At 69.7% G+C, this 19,405-nt stretch carries 19 protein-coding genes; 10 read left to right on the top strand and 9 right to left on the bottom strand.

Annotated features, from left to right (window positions below; all coding sequences use genetic code 11):
* Positions 1-85 precede the first annotated feature (85 nt).
* Positions 86-1,483 (top strand): class II fumarate hydratase, encoded by a 1,398-nt coding sequence (locus EBN03_RS00955; protein WP_122185930.1) that lies wholly within the window; start codon positions 86-88, stop codon positions 1,481-1,483.
* 154 nt (positions 1,484-1,637) lie between these two features.
* Here EBN03_RS00955 and EBN03_RS00950 read toward each other — a convergent pair whose 3' ends face one another.
* Positions 1,638-2,831: an FAD-dependent monooxygenase gene (locus EBN03_RS00950; protein WP_122185929.1), complete on the bottom strand. Its 1,194-nt coding sequence runs from the start codon at positions 2,829-2,831 to the stop codon at positions 1,638-1,640.
* Positions 2,832-2,920: 89 nt separating this feature from the next.
* Here EBN03_RS00950 and EBN03_RS00945 point away from each other — a divergent pair, with 89 nt between their 5' ends.
* The gene (locus EBN03_RS00945; protein WP_122185928.1) at positions 2,921-3,652 is read left to right on the top strand and encodes a TetR/AcrR family transcriptional regulator; all 732 of its coding nucleotides are present in this window, start codon (positions 2,921-2,923) and stop codon (positions 3,650-3,652) included.
* 55 nt (positions 3,653-3,707) lie between these two features.
* Positions 3,708-4,148 carry a limonene-1,2-epoxide hydrolase family protein gene (locus EBN03_RS00940; RefSeq protein WP_122185927.1) on the top strand — a complete coding sequence of 147 codons (441 nt, stop codon included), beginning with the start codon at positions 3,708-3,710 and terminating at the stop codon, positions 4,146-4,148.
* Positions 4,149-4,202: 54 nt separating this feature from the next.
* Here EBN03_RS00940 and EBN03_RS00935 read toward each other — a convergent pair whose 3' ends face one another.
* From EBN03_RS00935 to EBN03_RS00925, 3 genes are all read right to left on the bottom strand, one after another.
* Positions 4,203-5,063 carry an acyl-ACP desaturase gene (locus EBN03_RS00935; RefSeq protein ID WP_199742552.1) on the bottom strand — a complete coding sequence of 287 codons (861 nt, stop codon included), beginning with the start codon at positions 5,061-5,063 and terminating at the stop codon, positions 4,203-4,205.
* Positions 5,064-5,069: 6 nt separating this feature from the next.
* Positions 5,070-5,621, bottom strand: coding sequence for an LGFP repeat-containing protein (locus EBN03_RS00930; RefSeq protein WP_122186686.1), 552 nt, complete (start codon positions 5,619-5,621; stop codon positions 5,070-5,072).
* Between the two features lie 128 nt (positions 5,622-5,749).
* A complete protein-coding gene (locus tag EBN03_RS00925) occupies positions 5,750-7,108 on the bottom strand; it encodes a PhoH family protein (protein ID WP_407671060.1) in 1,359 nt (452 codons plus the stop codon).
* Positions 7,109-7,435: 327 nt separating this feature from the next.
* Here EBN03_RS00925 and EBN03_RS00920 point away from each other — a divergent pair, with 327 nt between their 5' ends.
* Positions 7,436-7,708, top strand: coding sequence for a hypothetical protein (locus EBN03_RS00920; protein WP_122185926.1), 273 nt, complete (start codon positions 7,436-7,438; stop codon positions 7,706-7,708).
* 51 nt (positions 7,709-7,759) lie between these two features.
* Here EBN03_RS00920 and EBN03_RS00915 read toward each other — a convergent pair whose 3' ends face one another.
* Positions 7,760-9,316: an adenylate/guanylate cyclase domain-containing protein gene (locus EBN03_RS00915; RefSeq protein WP_233608019.1), complete on the bottom strand. Its 1,557-nt coding sequence runs from the start codon at positions 9,314-9,316 to the stop codon at positions 7,760-7,762.
* Between the two features lie 197 nt (positions 9,317-9,513).
* Here EBN03_RS00915 and EBN03_RS00910 point away from each other — a divergent pair, with 197 nt between their 5' ends.
* Positions 9,514-10,275, top strand: a complete 762-nt coding sequence (locus EBN03_RS00910) for an isoprenyl transferase (protein ID WP_122185925.1) — start codon at positions 9,514-9,516, stop codon at positions 10,273-10,275.
* Between the two features lie 14 nt (positions 10,276-10,289).
* Positions 10,290-10,865, top strand: a complete 576-nt coding sequence (locus EBN03_RS00905) for a hypothetical protein (protein WP_233608018.1) — start codon at positions 10,290-10,292, stop codon at positions 10,863-10,865.
* 34 nt (positions 10,866-10,899) lie between these two features.
* Here the strand turns inward: EBN03_RS00905 and coaA are convergent, their stop codons facing one another.
* Positions 10,900-11,832 carry a type I pantothenate kinase gene (coaA, locus tag EBN03_RS00900; RefSeq protein WP_122185924.1) on the bottom strand — a complete coding sequence of 311 codons (933 nt, stop codon included), beginning with the start codon at positions 11,830-11,832 and terminating at the stop codon, positions 10,900-10,902.
* A gap of 307 nt (positions 11,833-12,139) precedes the next feature.
* Here coaA and EBN03_RS00895 point away from each other — a divergent pair, with 307 nt between their 5' ends.
* Together EBN03_RS00895 and glyA are read left to right on the top strand one after the other, a co-directional pair.
* Positions 12,140-13,339, top strand: a complete 1,200-nt coding sequence (locus EBN03_RS00895) for a DUF885 domain-containing protein (protein ID WP_122185923.1) — start codon at positions 12,140-12,142, stop codon at positions 13,337-13,339.
* Between the two features lie 292 nt (positions 13,340-13,631).
* Positions 13,632-14,921, top strand: a complete 1,290-nt coding sequence (glyA, locus tag EBN03_RS00890) for a serine hydroxymethyltransferase (RefSeq protein ID WP_267899245.1) — start codon at positions 13,632-13,634, stop codon at positions 14,919-14,921.
* A 60-nt stretch (positions 14,922-14,981) separates the two neighbouring features.
* Here glyA and EBN03_RS00885 read toward each other — a convergent pair whose 3' ends face one another.
* The gene (locus EBN03_RS00885; RefSeq protein WP_122185921.1) at positions 14,982-15,677 is read right to left on the bottom strand and encodes a hypothetical protein; all 696 of its coding nucleotides are present in this window, start codon (positions 15,675-15,677) and stop codon (positions 14,982-14,984) included.
* A gap of 244 nt (positions 15,678-15,921) precedes the next feature.
* Here EBN03_RS00885 and EBN03_RS00880 point away from each other — a divergent pair, with 244 nt between their 5' ends.
* On the top strand, positions 15,922-16,395 hold the full coding sequence (locus EBN03_RS00880) for a hypothetical protein (protein WP_147471422.1): 474 nt from the start codon (positions 15,922-15,924) through the stop codon (positions 16,393-16,395).
* Between the two features lie 113 nt (positions 16,396-16,508).
* Positions 16,509-16,904 carry a VOC family protein gene (locus EBN03_RS00875; RefSeq protein ID WP_122185919.1) on the top strand — a complete coding sequence of 132 codons (396 nt, stop codon included), beginning with the start codon at positions 16,509-16,511 and terminating at the stop codon, positions 16,902-16,904.
* 47 nt (positions 16,905-16,951) lie between these two features.
* On the opposite strand, the gene EBN03_RS33945 is transcribed toward EBN03_RS00875, so the two are convergent.
* Both EBN03_RS33945 and EBN03_RS00870 read right to left on the bottom strand, forming a co-directional pair.
* Positions 16,952-17,101, bottom strand: coding sequence for a hypothetical protein (locus EBN03_RS33945; protein WP_158675502.1), 150 nt, complete (start codon positions 17,099-17,101; stop codon positions 16,952-16,954).
* A 181-nt stretch (positions 17,102-17,282) separates the two neighbouring features.
* Positions 17,283-19,382: a thioredoxin domain-containing protein gene (locus tag EBN03_RS00870; protein WP_122185918.1), complete on the bottom strand. Its 2,100-nt coding sequence runs from the start codon at positions 19,380-19,382 to the stop codon at positions 17,283-17,285.
* Positions 19,383-19,405: the final 23 nt, after the last annotated feature.

Below are 19,405 nucleotides of genomic sequence, written 5' to 3'. Positions count from 1 at the left end.
GTCACGAGCTCCCGGACGAAGCTCCGAAATCGCCCGTGACCGAGGGCACCGATCGAACGGTGCCGATCGGGCGTAGGTTCGCCCTATGGGCGACGACACGCAGTACCGCATCGAGCACGACACCATGGGCGAGGTCCGGGTCCCGGCCGAGGCACTCTGGGGGGCGCAGACGCAGCGGGCGGTGGAGAACTTCCCGATCAGCGGGCGCGGCCTGGAACGGGCGCAGATCCGGGCGCTGGGCCTGCTCAAGGCGGCGTGCGCGCGGGTCAACCGGGATCTCGGCCTGCTGGACGCGGACGCGGCCGACGCGATCATCGCCGCCGCGGAGGAGATCGCGGCCGGCGAGCACGACCACCACTTCCCGATCGATGTGTTCCAGACCGGTTCGGGTACCAGCTCGAACATGAACGCCAACGAGGTGATCGCCCGGATCGCGGCGACGCGCGGGGTCACGGTGCACGCCAACGACCAGGTCAACATGTCGCAGTCCTCCAACGACACCTTCCCGACCGCCACCCATGTGGCCGCGGTGGAGGGAATCGTCAAGGAGTTGGTCCCGGCGCTGGACCATCTGCGGCTGGCCCTGCTGGACAAGTCGGAACAGTGGCGCACGGTGGTGAAATCCGGTCGCACCCATCTGATGGACGCGGTGCCGCTGACGCTGGGCCAGGAGTTCGGTGGCTACGCGCGTCAGGTCGAGCTGGGTATCGAGCGGCTGCTCGGCACCCTGCCCCGGGTGGGCGAGCTGCCGATCGGCGGTACCGCCGTCGGGACCGGGCTGAACGCGCCCGCCGGGTTCGGCGCGCAGGTGGTGGCGGAGCTGGCGCGGGCGACGAGCCTGGACGCGCTGTCGGAGGCCCGCAACCATTTCGAGGCGCAGGCGGCCCGGGACGCGCTGGTCGAGCTGTCGGGGACGTTGCGGACGGTCGCGATCAGTCTCACCAAGATCGCCAACGATATCCGCTGGATGGGGTCGGGCCCGCTGACCGGGCTGGCGGAGATCGCGCTGCCGGACCTGCAACCGGGGTCGTCGATCATGCCGGGCAAGGTGAATCCGGTACTGCCGGAAGCGGTGACGCAGGTCGCGGCGCAGGTGATCGGCAACGACGCGGCGGTGGCGTGGGGCGGCGGCAACGGCGCCTTCGAACTCAACGTCTACATCCCGGTCATGGCCCGCAACGTGCTGGAGTCGATCCGCCTGCTGGCCGCTGTGTCCCGGCTGTTCGCCGACAAGTGCGTGGCCGGCCTCACCGCCGACGAGGACCGCCTGCGGCGGCTCGCGGAGTCCTCGCCCTCGATCGTCACGCCGCTGAACTCGATCATCGGCTACGAGGAGGCCGCAGCGGTCGCGAAAGAGGCGGTGCGCGAACACAAGACGATCCGGCAGGCGGTGATCGACCGCGGCCTGGTCGGCCCGGAGTTGACCCTCGAGGAACTCGACCGCCGCCTCGATGTGCTGTCGATGACCGAACCTCGCAAGTAGGAACAGCATTCGGCCCGTCCGGATTACGAGGTAGTCCGGACGGGCCGAATCATGCACCGGAGACGCCGCATCCGTCTCCGGACCATCAGCTCCCGTTGCGCGGGGACAGAATTCGAGTGTCGCAAGCCCTCGGTATCGGCCCGCTGTGCGCCGATCAGCGTTCCGCCACCAGGCCCAATTCGACCGCGTAGTCCCGCAATTCGATGTCGTTCACCGCCTTGTCGGCGTACCGCAGCATCAGGTCGAACGCGCGCGAGCCGAGGAACCAGTTGCGCGCCCGGAGGCCGAGCGCGGTGCGCGGCGCCAGGAACCGGCCGGCGTTGGCGGTGCCCGCGATCTTGGCGTAGCGGGCCATGATCCGGTCGTACTCGGCGAAGGCGACGGTGTGGTCGCCACCGGCGGCGGCCAGCTCGCCGGCCAGGACGTAGGCGCCGACCACGGCCAGGCCGGTCCCGACGCCGCCGAGGGTGTTCCCGTAGGCCGCGTCGCCGACCAGCGCCACCCGACCGCGGGTGTACTTGCCGCGCAGGTCGACTCGGCTCAGCGAGTCGAGGTAGAAGTCGGGCAGCGTGGGCAGCGCGGCCAGCATGCCGGGCACGCCGCCGCCGACGCCGGCGAAACGCTCGGCCACCAGCTGCCGCTGGGCCGCCAGGTCACGCCGGTCGTAGTCCAGTTCCGGGGACGCGAACAGGTACAGCTGGGAGGCCTTCGAGCCGCCGGCGGTCGCCGACCGGCCCGGGCGGTTCCAGGCCAGCGCCCGGCCGCGTTCCGTGTGCCCGGCGCTCATCCCGTACGCCGAAGCGCCGGCCACGCAGTAGTAGTAGCCGAGGTGGCGCACGAAGTCGCGCTCCGGCCCGAAGGCGAATCGCCGTATGGTCGAATGGATTCCGTCGCAGCCCACCACCAGGTCGAAGGTTTCCGCCGGACCGTTGGCGAACTCGGCGTACACCCCGTCGGCGGTTTCGGTGAGCGCGGTGACGGAGTCGCCGAAGCGGTACTCGCAGTCGGCGGTAGTGCGCTCGAGCAGGACCGCGGTCAGGTCGCCGCGCAGGATCTCCACGTCACCACCGGTGAAGTCGCCGGACATCACCGCCAGCTCCCGGTCGGCGTCGTCGACGTAGACCACGTCGGTGCGGCCGGTGCGCCGGCGCTGGATCTCGTCCCAGATACCCATCCGCTCGAGTACCAGGCGGTGGGTGGCGCCCTTGAAATCGACTGCCTGGCCGCCGGATCGGGGCGCGGGCGCCTGCTCGACGACGGTGACGCGGAAGCCGTACCGGTGCAGCCAGTAGGCCAGCGCGGGGCCCGCGATGCCGGCGCCGGAAACGAGAACGGACTTGGTGACCATGACAACTCCTTATTGCGTCTGCTGGACGCTAATTAGCGTATGGTAGACACAGTACGGCCGTCAAGCCCGTCACCGAAGGAGATCCGGACATGCCCGCACCCACCGCCCTCGAGCTGCTGTGGGGACTCCCCGACCGGCCCCGGCGCGGCCCGAAACCCGCACTGACCCTGGAGCGGATCGTCGACGAGGCGATCGCCGCGGCCGACGCGGACGGGCTGGCGAACCTGTCGATGCAGCGCCTGGCCGACCGCCTGGGCTGCGCGAAGATGGCGCTGTACCGCTACGTGCCCGGCAAGGCCGAACTGCACGCGCTGATGCTCGATCGCGCCCTCGGCCCCGCACCCGAACCCGTTGCCCCGGAGTCTGATTCGGCCGAAGATTCCTGGCGCGACCCGCTCCGCCGATGGACGCTGGCCATCTTCGAGCGGATGCGCGCGCACCCGTGGTCCCAGGAGCTCACCATCGGCATCCGGCCATTGGGCCCCAACGAGATCGGCTGGCTGGAAGCCGCCCTGACCCAGCTCGCGGACACCCCGCTGAGCGCCGCCGAACGGCTCGACACGGTGGTCCTGCTGACCGGGCACGCGCGCGGCCTGGCCGAACAGGCCGTCGCCGGCAACGGCGAACTGGAACAGCACCTGGCCCGGGCCGTCGCCGAAACCCTGGCCACCAAGGCCGCGATCTACCCCGCGACCGTGGCGGCGTTCGCCGAAACCGCCTCCGGCGACCGCGACAACGCTCTACGATTCGGCCTGGAACGAATCCTGGACGGCCTGGCCACCCTTATCATCCGGCGAGTCGACGAGCGACGCGCCGACTGAGCGTCGATATGTCCGATCGGCGGCAGTTGTGGCCATACCGGCATACCCTCGACATATGTCCGACGTACCGGAACTCAAACAGGACGCCGTCACCACGGTCCGCGAATTCCTGACCGCGCTGGAACTGGGTGCCGTGAACGAGGCTCTCGAGCTGCTCGACCCCGGCATCGTTTGGCAGAACACCTTCCTGCCCGACCTGCGCGGCATCGATCACGTGGGCGGATTGCTGCGGGGCATCGAGCGCCGGCACCTGCGTTTCCGCGCCGATATGCACCACATCGCGCGCGAATTCCCGGAGCGGCTCACCGACGAGGGCGACGTCGTCCTCACCGAACGGACCGACCACGTCCGGCTGGGCCCGGTCGAGATCTCGTTCGTGGTGTGCGGCACCTTCGAGCTGGTCGACGGCCGGATCACCGTCTGGAACGACCACTTCGCCTGGGAAGACGTCCTGCGCGGCGCGGTGGCCGGAGTCTGGAACGCCGTCCGGCGCTGACCGGCCGCCCCGAAGCCGGGCTCGACGCCTACGCCGAGCCCGGCACTCGCCTGCTCAACGGCCGAGCAGCACCGCCAGCTCCGCCGCCGCCTGCTCCCCCGCGCTACCGAAGTCGGTGCGGGAGAAGATCTTCCACCGGTCGACCAGCGGACCGAACACCACCTCGGGCGCCCGGACCGGCTCGTACACACCGGACGCGGCGAGCAGCGCGGTCCCCGAGCAGCCGTCGGCCAGCGTGACCTCGGGCGTCTCGAACACCGCGACCTGATCGGCGATGGCGCGGACCGCCTGATCCGGCGCCCGGTTCAGACCGGCGGCGACCAGATCGGCGAAGACCTCGGTGTGCGCCGCGTCGTCGGCCGCCAGCCGGTCGGCGATCGCGGTCACGACCGAATTCTCCGCCAGCGCGGCGGTATTGCGATGCCGCACCGTGGCGGCCGCCTCGTCGAAGGCCGCGCGGGCCAGCACGTCGAGCACATGCACCGACGGCCGGCGCAGGCCGGCGACGACCTGGGTCATCCGCATCCGCTCCAGCTCGATCGGATCCACCGCGCGGCTGACGACCAGATAGTTGCGCAGCAGGATCTCGTGCCGGTTCTCCTCGGCGGTCCAGCGGCCCACCCAGCGCCACCAGGGGCCGTGACGCAGGTATTTGGCCAGGTCACGGTGGTAGGCGGACAGGTTGTCGGCGATGAGCACGCTCACTGTCAAAGCCGTGCTGGTCAGCTCGGTCAGCTCGGACTGCGCGGGATCCCAGTCTTCTCCGCCGAGTAGAGCGAAGTTACGTCCGTCGGACCACGGGACGTAGTCGTGCGGGTACCAGGGCCGCGCGATGCGCAGGTGGCGGGCGAGGATGTCCTCCATATCCGGCGACAGCACATCCAGCAGCTCACTGTCGGTAAGAAGTTTCTGCACGTCGGGCTACTTCGGGGTGACCGTGGTCTGGCCGTTCGCCCAGGCGATCTTGCCGCCGACGAAATCGCTCTCCTTGGTCCCGTCCGGGTTGTCCTTCTCGTCGCTGGTCGGGTAGCCGAGCGCGCCGTTCACCGCGCCGTCGGACTCCCAGGCCGCCCGGATGTCGCCCCACACGATGTGCGCGTCGGTCTGCTCGCTCCAGCAGATCGCGCCACCCTCGAACTCCTGGCAGGAACCGTTGTTGGGCCCGGTGACCGGCGTGGCGGTCGGCTTGCCCAGCGGGCTGGTCGGGCCGCCCGAGGAGATGTACTTGCTGAAGATGTGTCCGGTGACGGCGATGTCGCCGTTCGGACCGGGGACGGTGGTCTCGCCGGTCGGAACCGCGGCGGAGGCGCTCGAGAGCATGCTCGTCGCGGAATGCTGCGCGGCGGAAGCGGCGCTGCTGGCCGACGCGGCCGACGAGCTGTTGTCGTTGTTCTTGCTGCACCCGGTGAAAACCAATGTGGCCGCGGCGAGGGTCATCGTGACAGCGGCGGTGCGTCGAGCGAAGTGGTTCATGTCCATCCTCTCGAGAGGGAAACCCGGCGACACCGCACGGCGTCGCCGGGTCCTGGCGCGTTACGCAATCGCGCCGGAATATACCCTCCGAGATGTGAAGTGAAACACACCCTAGGTATTTGCCCGGATCAGGAATTCGGGCCGTACTCCTCCAGCATTTCGGTGACCAGGGCCGCGATCGGCGACCGTTCACTGCGGGTCAACGTGACATGCGCGAACAGCGGATGCCCCTTGAGCTTCTCGATCACCGCGGCCACACCGTCGTGCCGGCCGACCCGCAGATTGTCGCGCTGCGCCACGTCGTGGGTGAGGACCACCCGCGACCCGGAACCCAGCCGGCTCAGCACCGTGAGCAGCACATTGCGCTCCAGCGACTGGGCCTCGTCGACGATCACGAACGAGTCGTGCAGCGACCGGCCGCGAATGTGGGTGAGCGGCAACACTTCCAGCATGCCGCGCGCCAGCACCTCCTCCATCACCTCGGGACTGGCCAGCCCGTCGAGGGTGTCGAACACCGCCTGAGCCCAGGGGCCCATCTTCTCGCTCTCGCTACCCGGAAGATAGCCGAGCTCCTGGCCCCCGACCGCGTACAGCGGACGGAAGACCACGACCTTGCGGTGGGATCGCTTCTCCAGCACCGCTTCCAGGCCGGCGGTCAACGCCAGCGCCGACTTTCCGGTACCGGCCTTACCGCCCAGCGAGACGATGCCGATGCTCTCGTCGAGCAGCAGATCCAGTGCCACCCGCTGTTCGGCGGACCGGCCGTGCAGGCCGAAGGCCTCCCGGTCGCCGCGCACCAGCTGTACCCGCTTGTCGGGGGTGACCCGGGCCAGGGCGCTGCCCTTCGCGGAAAGCAGCCGGATCCCGGTGTGGCACGGGAGATTCCGCGCATCGTCGAGATCCACGATCAGGTCCGTGTACAGCCTGTCGACCAGTTCGGAGCCCACCTCCAATTCGGTCATACCGGTCCAGCCCGAGACGATGACGTCCTGAGCGTGATATTCGTCGGCGGCCAGGCCGACCGCACTCGCCTTCACCCGCAACGGAATGTCCTTGGACACCAGCACCACCTGCCGCCCTTCGGCGGCGAAGTTCAAGGCGCAGGCCAGGATCCGGGAGTCGTTGCTGTCGGTGCGGAATCCGACCGGCAGCACCGACGCGTCGGTGTGATTCAACTCCACCTGGAGCGTCCCGCCGGCGGTGCCGATCGGGATCTGCTCGTCGAGGCGGCCGTGCTCGATCCGCAGATCGTCGAGCATGCGCAGTGCCTCACGAGCGAACCAGCCGAGTTCGTGATGATGGCGTTTGCCTTCGAGTTCGCTGATCACCACCAGCGGCAACACGACGTGGTGCTCACCGAAGCGGGTTACCGCCCAGGGATCGGAGAGCAACACCGAAGTGTCGATGACGAAGGTCTTCCGGGTTTTTTCCTGCCCGCTCGAAGAGCCGGCGTCGGAGGGCGCGATGACGGAGCGTGCATCAGTCACGGTGGGCTCCTTTGGAGTCCGTGCTACACCCGCACGGACGTTCTCGCTGGACCGGTCCGCCCCGGGGTCATACGACCCGAGGGCCGGGTGCCGGCCCCCTCGCACTGAAAGAATCAGTCACGATCAGGACCTCCCGTACGAACCACACCGATGCGATCCGCACATCCGACGTTACCGCCGGATCGCGAATCCGGCTCGTGCCTTTCCGCCTCCTCCGGTGAATATCCCGTAAACGCCCAGCTCGCATCGACCGAACCGGACGAAACGCCGACCAGCCGCCTGCCCCGGCCACCGCCGCGCCGACCGCGCGCCCGCTACAGTCGGTTCATGGCCGATGAAGTTCAGCTGGACCGGTTGTCGTCGAAGGAACTGCACGATCGCGCCGTCAAATACGCGGTCACACACGGCGATATCCGCTTCCTGTGGCGGCTGCTGGAGTCGATTCCCGCCGCCCAGGCCGCGGCCGGCAACCTCGGCGAGAGCGAAGCCGACATCAAATACGTGGTGCCGATCCTGCACGACTACGTGCACGCCGGCGACGGAAACGTCGCGGAGGTCCTGCGGCCGATGTATCTGCGCTACCTCGGCGAGCACAGCTGAGCGCTGGGCCGGCGTGGCCACGCTCCGCTACCGCCTCCGGCCCCGACGCGCTCAGCCGGCGTCGACCGTGACGGCCGGCTGGTCGGAGCGGCGGGTGCGGCGGGGTTCCAGGTCGGTCCAGGTCGCGGTCGCCTCGGTGCGGCCACGCAGCCGAATCTTGCGGTAGGGCCGCCACGACTCCCGCTCCCCGGCGGTGGCGGCGGCGATGACGGCCGCACTGACCAGCAGCCGGCGCGGAGTGCGCTTGGCCTCCGCGGTCAGCCGCGCCGCCTCGTTGACCGCGTCCCCGATCACGGTGAACTCCAGGCGGGTGTCGGTGCCGACGTCACCCGCGAACACCGAACCGCGCGCCAGGCCGATCCCGATATCGAGTTCACCGGCGGCCAGCACCTCGTCGCGGATCCGGCGGGCCGCCCGCAGGGCGGGAGTCGCGTTGTCGCGCAACGCGAGTGGGGCACCGAAGATGCACAGTGCGGCATCGCCCTCGAACTTGTTGACCAGGCCGCCGTTGTCCTCGGTGGCCGCGACCACGATCGACAGCAGCCGGTTCAGCTTCGCCACGAACTCGCGCGGAGTCAGCCCGGTCGACAGGGCCACCGACCCGACCACGTCGACGAACAGCGCGGTCACGATCCGCACGTCGCCGGTCAGGTCCTCACCACCGGACAGTGCGCGCTCGGCGACCTCGGGACCCACGTGCCGGTCGAAGACCTCGCGCATGTGTTCCCGCTCGGCCAGGTTCGAGGCCAGCTCGTTGACCGAATGCTCCAGCCGGCCGATCTCGCTGGCGCTGCCGACCGGCACCCGGACGTCCAGGTCGCCGGACGCGATCCGGTCTACCGCGCGCCGCAGCAGGCCCAGCGGCGCGGCCACCGCCAGCGCCAAGGCCACCGTCGCCAGCGTGCCGGCGAACAGACCCACCAGGGCCACGAAGATGCCGGTGTGTACCCGGACCGCCGGATCCGAGCCGGGATCGGCGAGCACCGCGATCAGCATCAGCAGCGGGATCGCGCCCGACACGATCCAGGTGATCACGATCCGCACCCGGACAGTGGAACTCCAGTGCATGGTGCCGCCGAGCACCTCCGCCACCGCCGGGATCACCGGGCCCAGACCGCGGTCCACCATGAGAAAGGTCAGCCCCGAAGCCTCGAACGCGCCCAGCACGAGCAGCAGCGGCAGCGCCGGCGTGGACCGGCCGCCGTCCATCGCGTGCAGCAGGACGGCCGAACAGATGATCGTGCCCGGCAGCCACAGCGCCAGCGCGCGCGCCGACACGACCACCGGCATGTTCAGCAGCCGATGCGCCTCGGCCGCGGTCGGGAACCGGTTCTCCGCCAGCCAGCTGAACCGCAGCCGCCGATCGCGCAATGCCAAGGCGACCCCGGTCAGCGCGCCGCACACCGGATAGATGGCGGCGAGCGCGATGACGTGCCACGGGTTCGGGCCCAGCCGTTCCAGTAGGCCGCCCACGTAGAGTCCGACGCAGATCAGGCCCAGCCCGCCCAGATTGCAGGCCATCAGTGCCGCCGCCAGACCCCAGCGTGAACGCAGCGCCCAGAGGATCAGCTTGCTGATCGCGTCGGAGCGGGGTGAATCGGAGAGCACGATCCGCCAGCATAGAGCCCAACCGGGTCACTGTCGTACAGCCTGCAGCGCGGTTCGAGTGCTTCGCCCCGGTTACCGGTCGAATGACCAGCGCGAGTGTGGCGGACGACACAGACGGTTCCCTCGAGCCTGGGCGGTCACTCATCCGCACCCGGTGGTGCGCGGTAGGGTGGTCAGTCGTGAGGCTTGCAGGTCGGATGCGGGGACTGCCCTATCGCATCTACGAGGCACGGCTGTCGCAGCAGCTGGCCGGCAAACAGCATCCGCGACATGTCGCCGTCGTGTGTGACGGCAATCGACGCTGGGCACGGGAGAACGGCTTCACCGACGTCACCCACGGACACCGAGTCGGCGCGCTCAAGATCGCCGAGCTGGTCGCCTGGTGCGAGGCCGAAGGCATCGAGATGGTGACGGTGTACCTGCTCTCCACCGAGAACCTCAACCGCGGCCGCGACGAACTGGACACCCTGTTCGAGGTGATCACCGACGTGGTCGAGGAACTCTCCGCCCCGGAGAAGCACTGGAGTGTCCGGATCGTCGGCTCGCTCGACGGCCTGCCCGAGGAGGTCGCGCGCCGACTCGAGAAGGCCGTGGGAGAAACCGAGGGCCGCAACGGAGTTCACGTCAACGTCGCCATCGGCTACGGCGGGCGGCAGGAGATCGCCGACGCGGTGCGGTCGCTGGTCCGCCAGGAACTGGCCGGCGGCGAGACCGGCGAGGACCTCGTGCAGGCGATCACCGTGGACGCGATCGGGCAGCACCTCTACACCTCCGGCCAGCCCGATCCGGATCTGGTGATCCGCACCTCCGGCGAACAGCGGCTGTCCGGATTCCTGTTGTGGCAGAGTGCCTATTCCGAGATCTGGTTCACCGAGGCGTACTGGCCGGAGTTCCGGCGCGTGGATTTCCTGCGGGCTCTGCGGGATTACGCCGCACGGCACCGGCGCTACGGCGTCTGACGAAGGACACGAGCGTGGACACGACCTCGGACGACGGGACGCCCGAGATCGGGTACGACGAATTCGGTCACCTCTTCATGGAATACGCGGCCTCGTCCGAACGGATCGCGGCGGCGTTCGGCGAACTGACCGGCTCCACCATCGATATGGGCCCGATCGGGGTCGGCCCGGGCCGGCTCGCCAAGGTGGTGGCCAACGCCCGCCTCGGCGAACCGGAACTGCGGCGCTATCTCGGCGAGCCGATCACCTTCGACATGGCGATCCCGCTGCACGTGGTGCTGCTGCTCGATCTGGCCGTGGACCGGCATCGGTTCGAGGTCGACGGCACCGTGCACCTGCATCTGACCGTCCGCACCGCGGCCCCGCTGCGGGTCCTGATCGACATCGCCGAGCCTCGGGCCGGTGACGTGCGGATCAATGTCACCACCGGGACCCGCCGCGGTCAGCTGCTGCGGATCCTGGCCAGCGTCGACCACGAGATCCGCCGGTTCATCGCCCGGTACATCGCGCGCGAGATCCGGCAACCGCACATCGCGGCACTGCGCGACATCGACGTGGCGGCACGCCTGGACCAGGCTTGGAGAATCTAGGGCCGCCCGCGAATTCAGGCCGGGCGATCCGGATTCACAGCTTGCGCAAGCGGATTCGATTGATGGTGTGGTCGGCGTCCTTGCGCAGCACCAGGGTTGCGCGCGGGCGGGTGGGCAGGATGTTGTCGACCAGGTTGGGGCGGTTGGTCGAGTTCCAGATCTCCTGCGCGGTCGCGGTGGCTTCCTCGTCGGTCAGCTTCGCGTAGTTGTGGAAGTGCGAGTCCGGATTCGCGAAGGCGGTGCGGCGCATGGTGAGAAAGCGCTGCACATACCAGTTCTCGATGTCCTCGACGCGGGCGTCGACATAGATGGAGAAGTCGAACAGGTCCGACACCATCAGCCGCGGCCCGGTCTGCAGCACGTTCAGGCCCTCGACGACCAGGATGTCGGGCTGGCGCACACAGTGGAACTCGTCGGGCACGATGTCGTAGCGCAGGTGCGAGTACACCGGCGCACACACCTCGGTCGCACCGGATTTCACCTCGGTGACGAAGCGCAGCAGCTTGCGCCGGTCGTAGCTCTCCGGGAATCCCTTGCGGTGCATGATGCCGCGGCGTGTCAATTCCGCTGTGGAGTACAGGAATCCGTCGGTGGTGACCAGATCCACGCGTGGGTGGTGCTCCCAGCGAGCCAGAAGTGCTTGCAGCACACGGGCGGTCGTGGACTTGCCGACCGCCACACTGCCGGCGATGCCGATCACGAAGGGCACCTGGCGATCCGGATGACTGTCGCCCAGGAAGGTGGCGGTCGCGGCGAACAACCGCTGCCGGGCCGCGACCTGCAGGTGGATGAGCCGGGCCAGCGGCAGATAGACCTCGGCGACCTCCTCGAGGTCGATCTGCTCCCCCAGGCCGCGCAGGCCGGTCAGTTCCTCTTCGGTGAGCACGAGCGGAGTGGACTTGCGCAGTGTGCGCCACTGTTTGCGATCGAACTCCACATACGGGCTGGCTTCACTGGATCGAGCCATTCAGGCACACCCCGCCGCGGCATACCCCCATCGGGCCGCCACGGCAGCCGCCGATCGGCTCGCCACGGTGCACCCCGATGCCGCCCCCACGGCATGTTCCCGCTGTTCAGCAGGGCCCCCGGCCGGGCTCGTACCGGTCCACAGTCCTCGCATAGCCGAATTGTCCTCTGCGTCAAGCACCCCACTCACACCGGGTGCGAAGTACCGGCGGGTAACAGTCCCGCCGGTGCGCGGGACCAGGCCGTCGAGCGGCCGTCGCGCCGACGTCGGCGGCGCGGCCCGGACGCGGGCGCTATCGTCGGCTGTCATGCAGGCGCATCCGCTCGTGACCGATTATCTGCGGCTGGGACTGGCTTTCGACCGCCTCGAAGAGGGCTTCGTCGACGCCTACACCGGCGACCCGGCCCTGCGCCGCGAGGTGCGGGACGCTCCCGCGCCGGAACCCGCGGTGCTGGCGAAACGCGCGGCGGCGCTGCGCGCGGAACTGCCCGACGCCGGTCTGCCCGCCGACCGGACCGAGTTCCTGGACGTGCACCTGCGGGCGCTGGAATGCTCGGGCCGCAAGTTCGCGGGCGAGGCGATCACCTTCGTCGACGAGGTCCGGGCCTACTTCGACGTCGACATCGTCGCGGGAGACGAGGACGACTATCGCGACGCGCACCGCCGCATGAGCGAGGTGCTGCCCGGGTCCGGGTCGCTCGCGGAGCGGATGGCCGCGCACCGGCAGGCCGACGAGATCCCGCCGGACCGGTTGCGCGCCTGCGTCGACGCCTTCTCCGGCGCGCTACGCGAGCTGGTGCGCAAGCGGTATCCGCTGCCCGAGCTGGAGCGGGTCGACTACGAGGTGGTCGGCGACAAACCGTGGTCGGGCTTCAACTACTACCTGGGCGACTTCCGGTCCCGAGTGGCGATCAACTCCGACCTGAAACAGCACCTGGCGCATCTGCCGGCGTTGATCGCGCACGAGTCGTATCCGGGCCACCACACCGAGCACTGCCGCAAGGAGGCCGGGCTGGTCGCGGCCGGGCACGCCGAGCAGACACTGTTCCTGGTCAACACCCCGCAGTGCCTGATGGCGGAGGGGCTGGCCGACCTGGCGCTGCGGTCCATCGTGGGCCCGGACTGGGGACTGTGGGCACAGGAGATCTACGCCGACCTCGGCCTGCGCTTCGACGGCGAACGGGCACAACGGCTTTCGGCGGCATCGGCGCAGCTGCTCGGGGTGCGGCAGGACGCGGCGCTGCTGCTGCACGACCGCGGCCGTGACAGCACGGAGGTGGCGGAGTTCCTGCAGCGCTGGGGGCTGTCGACTCCCGAGCGGGCCCGCCAGCAGTTGCGCTTCCTGTCCTCGCCGCTGTGGCGCGCCTACATCAGCACCTATGTCGAGGGCTACAAGCTGCTCGGTGGCTGGCTGGACCGCGCGGCCGACCCGGACGACCGATCCGAGCGATTCCGGCGGCTGCTGGACGAACCGCTGACCCCGGGCGCGATCCGCCGCATGCCGTAAGCACGACGCGGCACACACCCCGGGGCAGGGTGTGCGCCGCGCCGATGCACCAGAGGGAAAGGAAGGTACCCGGCGCCGACCGGAGGTTCGGGCGGCCGGCGCCGGGGCGGACCGGGCATCTGACGATCCGCGACCAGCGTCGCACCGGCGGGTTCCGCGCGCGAGACCCCAATTCCGGGGGCTCGGCCACCGCCGCCGGTCCCGAGCCGCATTCGACGCCGACGCGGGCCCGCGTGGTCAGGCGATGCCACCGCCTCCGGCCGCTGCGGCAGCCCCGCCTAGAATGTCCTGCGTGACCTCCCCCGCCTCCGTGAACAACCAGTCCCTCGCCGAGCTCGACCCCGAGCTGGCTGCCGCGATGGCGGGCGAGCTCGCCCGTGAACGCGACACCCTCGAGATGATCGCGTCCGAGAACTTCGTCCCGCGCGCGGTGCTGCAGGCGCAGGGCAGCGTGCTGACCAACAAGTACGCCGAGGGCTACCCCGGCCGCCGCTACTACGGCGGTTGCGAGGCCGTCGACGTCGTGGAGGAGCTGGCGCGCGAGCGGGTCAAGGCGCTGTTCGGCGCCGAATTCGCCAATGTGCAGCCGCATTCCGGCGCGCAGGCCAACGCGGCCGTGCTGATGGCGCTGATGAACCCGGGCGAGAAGCTGCTCGGCCTGGACCTGGCTCACGGTGGTCACCTCACTCACGGCATGCGCCTGAACTTCTCCGGCAAGCTGTACGAGGTGCACGCCTACGGCGTCTCCAAGGACGACCACCGGGTCGACATGGACGCGCTGCGCAAGCAGGCCAAGGAGGTCCAGCCGAAGGTGATCGTGGCCGGCTGGTCGGCCTACCCCCGGCACCTGGACTTCGCGGCGTTCCGCGAGATCGCCGACGAGGTCGGCGCCTACCTGTGGGTCGACATGGCGCACTTCGCCGGTCTGGTCGCCGCGGGCCTGCACCCGTCGCCGGTGCCGCACGCCCACGTCGTGTCCTCCACTGTGCACAAGACCCTCGGTGGCCCCCGCTCCGGCCTGATCCTGGCCAAGCAGGAGTTCGCCAAGAAGCTGAACAGCGCGGTGTTCCCGGGCCAGCAGGGCGGTCCGCTGATGCACGTCATCGCCGCCAAGGCCGCGGCCTTCAAGATCGCTGGCACCGACGAGTTCAAGGACCGGCAGGCCCGCACCCTGTCCGGCGCGAAGATCCTCGCCGAGCGCCTGACCGGCGCCGATGTCGCGGGCAAGGGCGTCACCGTCCTGACCGGCGGCACCGACGTGCACCTGGTCCTGGTCGACCTGCGCAACTCCGAGCTCGACGGCCAGCAGGCCGAGGACCTCCTGCACGAGGTCGGCATCACCGTCAACCGCAACGCCGTCCCGTTCGACCCGCGCCCGCCGATGGTCACCTCCGGCCTGCGCATCGGCACCGCCGCCCTGGCCACCCGTGGCTTCGGTGACGCCGAGTTCACCGAGGTCGCCGACATCATCGCCTCCGCCCTGGCCGGCGGCGACATCGAGGCCCTGCGCGGCCGGGTGTCGAAGCTCGCCCAGAGCTTCCCGCTGTACGAGGGGCTCGAGGACTGGGGCCTGCTCGGCTGAGTTCGCTCGCTCGAAGGCCCCCGCCGCGGCGGGGGCCTTCGACGTTTTCGCGCCGAACGGTCAGGCCGGGTCGGCGATGAGCTGGGAGAAGGCGGTGTCGAGGGGCAGGTCGACCGCGTACCAGGCGGCCGGGTGGTCGTCGTCGCGTGGACTCCAGGCGGTGCCGATGCACAGCCGAACCGCTTCTCCGGCAGCGAGTCCGGGCAGGTGCCAGGCGATGCCCGCCGGATCCTCGTAGCGGACACCGTATTCGGAGATCTCGCTCGCGTCGGACGGCAGCACCTCCACCCAGTCGCCGGGCAGCAGCCGCCCGTCCTCGGCCTGCAGCCACAGCAGTTCGGTATCGGGCCCGCCGATCGAGACCAGCACCTCGTCGGATTCGGCGCTGACCGCCGCGAGACACTCACCGGCATCCGGGCCCGCCGCCGCATCCGCGGGCAATCCGACGATTTCGGCCGAGACGACGAGGTCGGGCACGTCGGAACCGGCGGACACCTGCCAGACCGCGGCCCAGGTCGGAACGGCCTCGTCACCGTCCCACGGGGTGGCGGCAACACTGCCCAACAGCAGATCCACGGTCGCGCCGCGATGAATCCACCGATAGAGGTGCGCACCCCCGGCCAGCGCCCACAACTGGTTCGGCACCGCCGGCAGCACGTCCTCCCCCACGACGACAGAGAACTCGACGGTGCCCAGCGGAGTCGGAATCACACCGGGAATGGGGTCGGCCGCGACCAGGTGATCAGTGGGGAACATCAGCCCATTCTGCCGCTCCTCTCCCCTCGGCCGCGCGCGGATAACAGCGGCCGAGCCTCGTGACGCCTGCCGCGGGGTCTCCGGAGTGCGCGAGCGCCAAGTAGTAGAGGACTCCATCAGCGAGTCAAAGATACGCTTTGACATATAGTCATCTCAGGTAGACGATAAGCAGATGATTATCAATAGGGCAGCGCGGGCTCGCATGCATGCCACAGCAGCCACTCGCGCACTTCGCGGGATCTGGGTGCAGCATCGGGCTTCGGGGTTCGTGCTGCGGGATCTCGTGGTCTGTAGTCCATGGAAGGCCGGGCCGGCGGCGGGGGCGGTGGGGCCGTTCATGTTCAGCGTCACCCAGTTCACGCCCGCGCATCTGGGGGATGTCGGGGACATCTGGCGGGCAGCGGAGCGGTTGGGGGATCAGTTGATCGAAATCGACTGTGCGGTGGGGGTTTTGACGTATGTGCAGCCGGGGCGGCGGCGGGTGGGGTCGCTGTCGGTGTGGGCGGACGATGCGGGGTTGGGGCGGTTCGTGCGGCTGCCGGACCACGTGGAGATCATGAATCGGTACCGGTCGCGGGGGTTGCCGGCGCGGTCGGCAAAGTGGTGGGCGGCGGAGTTGCGGGTGCGTGCCGCGCTGGACGAGGGGCTGCGGATGCTGGACGGGGAGCCGGATCGGCGGCGGGTCGTGCGACGGAACCTCGACGACCCGGCGCGCTAGCGGTTTGGGTGCGGTGGTGGGATGCGCTAGCCTCGACGACCGTGACGGTGCTCCTGTCGGCCGCCTTGTACCGTGCCCAGGGTCGGGACCGTCACGACACAAGGAGAATTCCCTTGTCCGTACAGTTCGATCACACCATCGTGGGATGCCACGACAATCGGGTATCCGCCGAATTCTGGGCCGACATTCTCGGCTCGGAAACGGGAACCCCATGGGGCCCGTTCATTCCGGTCCGCACCGCCAACGGAGTCACCTTCGACTTCGCGAACGTGCCACCGAATATCACCGAGATACAGCCGCAGCACTACGCGTTCCTGATCTCGGAAGCCGAGTTCGACACGGCGTACGCCAAGATCCAGCGCTACCGGCTGGAGCACTGGGCCGATCCGCAGCAGCGCGGCGTGAATACGATCAACCACAACGACGGCGGCCGCGGCGTCTACTTCAAGGACCCCGCCGGTCACTTCCTGGAGTTGATCACCGTCCCCTACGGGGGTTGGCGGGAGTAGACCCGGCCGGGTGACTCGGCCGGCTGCCGAGTCACCCGCGCCCGCGGTCAGTCCAGCAGCACGCGGCGCGGTCCGCCGCTCAGCGCCTCGGCGGCCGAGACGGTGGAACTGCCGCAGTCGCCGGCCGAGCCGGTGACGCAGCCGCTGAGCGAGCCGAGGGTGGCGATGGCGCTGCCGAGGCAGGGGAAGATGGTCATGGTCGATCCTTGGTTTCGAGCGGTCGGCTCCGGCTGGAGCCCGGATCGAACCTAGAGATCGCCACCGCCCCTACCGATCCCAGTTTTCGACACCGCCCCGCGCACAGTCGCAGGTCAGCGCGGGTGGGCGGTTTCGAACCCCGGGAACCCCTGCGGCGCAATCACAGTGACCATACGATGCTCACACCTCGCGCGGAACCAGTGCGCCCCGAAGCGCTTCCCCGCTGGTGACCGGCAGATCGCAGGTCGCGCCTCGACACACGTACGCCGCGGGAGTACCGAACACCGTCGGGCGGTCGGCGAGCAGCGGCGCCGAATCGGGTACACCCGCCAGCACGACCGACCCGCCGGGCGCGAATCGGTGTGCCGCGGAAATCAATTCGGCACCGGCCCGGCTCGCTTCGTCCCGCTCACCCGGCCGGATCGGCTGCGGCTCGGGCAGCGCGACGGCAACCTGGACCGGCCCGGCCAGCGCGGCTTCGGCGACCGCCAGCCATTGCCCGGCCGACCGCGACGCGCGGGCCAGGATCAAGGCGCCGCGACTCAGGGTGGCTTCGGCGTGAGCCCGGTACTCGGTGGCGCGGGCGGGGTCGCTCAGCGCGGCCGCGGTCAGCAGCGCCTCGGCGAACGACGAAGCGCCGCTGGGGGTTGCGCCGTCGATCGGGTCGCGCGGGCGGGCCAGCAGCGTCTCGGCGTCGGCGGCGGTGTCGTACCAGTTGCCGGGCTGGTCGGGGTCGGCGAACAGGGTGAGCGCGAGGTCGAGGATGTGGTGCGCCTGTGTCAGCCGGGCGGTGTCACCGGTGGCCTGATGCAGGGCGAGCAGACCGGTGGCCAGCCAGGCGTAGTCCTCCAGAATTCCGGCCGCGGAACCGGCGACGCCCCCGAGCGACGCGCGCACCACGCGATCACCGATCACGTGGTGCGCCAACAGGAACGCGGCGCACCGGTCGGCGGCCTCCACCCAGCCCGGGCGGTTGTGGGCTACGCCGGCTTCCGCGAGGGCGGTGACAGCCATGCCGTTCCAGGCGGTCACCACCTTGTCGTCCCGATCGGGCTGCGGCCGGCGGTCGCGAATCTGCCGCAACCGGTCCCGGATTCGCTCGAACCGGTCGTGCTCGGCCGGGGTGCCGTCCGGGGACTGCCCGGCGGCCGGCGCCAGGGTCGGCACCGAGGTGCCGTGCTCGAAGTTCCCGGCCGCGCTGATGCCGAAAACCGCTGCCGCCCAGGCACCGTCGTCTACACCCAGTTCGGCGGTCAGCTCGGCGGGCGTGAACACGTAGGTCGCGCCCTCGACCCCGGGGGCACCGGGCTCGACGTGGGTGTCGGCGTCGAGGGCGGAGGCGAAGCCACCGTGATCGGTGCCGAGATCGTCGATCAGGAACTGCACCGTTTCCTCGGTGATCCGCAGTGCCAGAGGCGAACCCGCGCCGACCCGTGCGAGATGTGCATACACCCGCAGCAATTGGGCGTTGTCGTACAGCATCTTCTCGAAATGCGGTACTACCCAGGCACTGTCGACCGAATACCGGGCGAAACCACCGCGCAGCTGGTCGTAGATCCCGCCGCGCGCCATGGCCGCGGCGGTGGCGGCCACCGCCGCGTACGCGGCCGGGTCGCCGGTGCGCTCGTGATGCCGCAGCAGTCCCTCCAACAGTGCCGACGGCGGAAACTTCGGTGCCCCACCGAATCCCGCGTGCACCGGGTCGAGATCCCGCATTACCGCGGCGACCGTGTGACCGAGCAGCTCGGCGCTGAGCTCGAGGTCGTGGTCCGGCATGCCCGCGTTCTGTTCGCGCAGCGCGCCGGCCACCCGGCTCGCCGCCTCGTCCACCTCGCCGCGCCGCTGCTGCCAGGTCTGGGTGACCGCGGTCAGCAGCTGGGTGAACGACGGCATGCCGCCGCGCGCGACCTTCGGGTAGTAGGTGCCGCAGTAGAAGGGCGCGCCGTCCGGAGTGAGGAAGCAGGTCATCGGCCACCCGCCCTGCCCGGTCATGGCGACCGTCGCGCTCATGTAGACCGCGTCGAGGTCGGGCCGTTCCTCCCGGTCGACCTTGATACACACGAAGTTGTCGTTCATGAGCGCCGCGGTGGCCTCGTCCTCGAACGACTCGTGGGCCATCACATGACACCAGTGACAGGACGCGTATCCGACGGAGAGCAGGATCGGCACGCCGCGCTCGGCCGCCTCGGCCAGTGCCTGTGCGTCCCACTCCCGCCAGTGCACCGGATTGTCCGCGTGCTGACGAAGGTACGGCGAGGTCGCGCTGCCCAATCGGTTCACGTGCCCACTCTCGCACGCCACCC

This window comes from Nocardia stercoris, from assembly GCF_003696265.1.
Classification (GTDB): Bacteria; Actinomycetota; Actinomycetes; order Mycobacteriales; family Mycobacteriaceae; genus Nocardia; species Nocardia stercoris.
This window is presented reverse-complemented; position numbering and strand designations above follow the sequence as displayed.